The sequence below is a fragment of the Leyella stercorea genome (assembly GCF_019052365.1).
Lineage (GTDB): Bacteria > Bacteroidota > Bacteroidia > Bacteroidales > Bacteroidaceae > Prevotella.
The window spans coordinates 1-2,005 of the sequence record NZ_JAHQUY010000143.1 but is presented as its reverse complement, the minus strand read 5'-3'; the positions used below and the strand labels follow the sequence as shown (position 1 = coordinate 2,005).

Here is a 2,005-nt window from a genome sequence, read left to right as displayed (position 1 = left end):
GTCAAGATGATTTTTTTGGTTTGGTGTCGTCTTTTTTTAAGCTGCCGCATAACGGCTGGCAAATTGGCGATGGAGCCGACTTTTAGCACAAATGTTGAATAGAATTACTAATCTTCAACATTGCACAAAAGTTCAATAGAAGTACTTCACCGGCTCTATTGCCAATTTGTTTGTTATGTGCCGTTTTATTCCATTTTATACATTTAACAATTGCTGAAACGTAAAGTCGGGTTTAAACATTTCAATTTCGTTTTGAGTTGATTCTTCTTGTGCTTCTTTGCCATAGATAAACATTTGCTGTTCATAATTTTTAACAGCCTCTTCAATGCTATTAAATTTTCCATCGGCTAGATTATCAGACAATATCAAGGCATCCACCAACCCACTATTTACTCCCTGCCCTGCAAAAGGCGGCATCAAATGTGCGGCATCCCCAATCATTGTTATGGGTAATGGGCGCTTGCTTTTCCAAGGCTTTTCTAAAGGAAATATCCGTGTAGCCAATCCTACAAATGACAACGTCGTATGAATCAATTCTTTGTAGCGTTCGTCCCAATCGGAAAATTCTTTCAGAAGAAAATCAACGACACTATTTCTGTTTTGAAAATCTACCTGCGTTTGGTTTTTCCATTCATCAGGTGTTTTAAAACTTATTCCAAAATGCAATGCACCATTATTATTGGGGTTAGCAAATAATAAATTACCTTGGTGAGATGCCATTAGCCGGTTTCCATTGCATAGCTGAAAAAATCCAGGACAGTTTATCTCTGGTTGATGAATATCGGCTTGTATATTGAAAGTACCTGTTTCTTCAACTTCCGTGTCGGTAACAAATTTTCTTACCTTGGACATCCCGCCATTGGCAAGAATAACCAAATCTGCTGTTTCACTCGGTTTATTCTCAAAAGTTAGTGTCCACTTCTTCTTACCAGGTTCAAGCATAACAAGTTTTCTATCCCAAATAACCGTGTCGTTTTCTAAACTATTCAACAAGATAGCCCTTAAGTCATTTCTGTTTATTTCAGGATTGTCAAATCGATTTTCGGGCTTTACATTTTTTGTGGATAAAATATTGCCTTTTTTATCAGCAATATTTACACCCATTGGTAAGGCTAAGTCATAATAAGTTTGTAACAATCCCGCTTTTTTCATTGCTTCCTGACCTGAACCTTTGTGTAGGTCAAGGGTTCCACCAAAAATTCTTGCCTCTCGGTCGTTGTCTCTTTCGTAAACTGAAACGTCTATGCCGTTTTGCTGTAATAATTTTGCCATAGTCAGTACAACGGGTCCACCACCAATTATTGCAACGTTCTTATCACTAAGTAAATTCATTTGTTTGTCTGTATCTATTCGCATTGTCATTCAAAAATGGCCCATAACAATGGCTCGGCGAATTGGCGAAGTAGCGAAGCTGTATCGAAGATACAAAAGCGGAGCTATTTAGCCAAGTCGCTTGTTGTAAGCAGTCCGCGAAGCGGCGGCTTACGGCAAGCGACGTAAGTCGCCGAGCCATTGTTAGCAAGGAGCGCAGCGGATTGCTAACAACGGTTTGCAGCTATACGCAGGCAGGGATTTTTACCACTAAGCTACCTACGATGAACTGAACTTTAAATTTACCACTTTCCTGTCTTACGAAGCACGAACCCCCTGCTTGCGTATAGGTGATGTTATGCGGTCGGCTTTCATTTTCTCTTCTTTCTCGTTAATTTGTCAAGCAAAGTTACTAAATTTGCAGTCAAGCAATTTCAATTTTTGAATTATGTATTTCAGCAGACCTTGGACTTCTATCTAAGTGATAGGCAGTCCTGAATAAATTCCAATCAATCTTTTAGGGCAAGACAATCAGTCTATGCTTTGTGTGTGCTGTCATTTTTTTTGATGGCATTGCTTTGTCGTAGTTGCTCTGTCGGGTAATACTGTCTATTCACTTCTCTGTGATTTGAATTCAAGGCTGAATTCAACTTGCAAATGCAACAGAATTCTGATTAATAATTTGTTTAAATTT

1 protein-coding gene is annotated in these 2,005 nt (G+C 38.7%); it reads right to left on the bottom strand.

The window, feature by feature from the left end; all coding sequences use genetic code 11:
* Nucleotides 1–195: 195 nt before the first annotated feature.
* Nucleotides 196–1,362, bottom strand: a complete 1,167-nt coding sequence (gene tet(X) / locus KTQ90_RS13125; protein WP_081106166.1) for a tetracycline-inactivating monooxygenase Tet(X) — start codon at nt 1,360–1,362, stop codon at nt 196–198.
* Nucleotides 1,363–2,005: the final 643 nt, after the last annotated feature.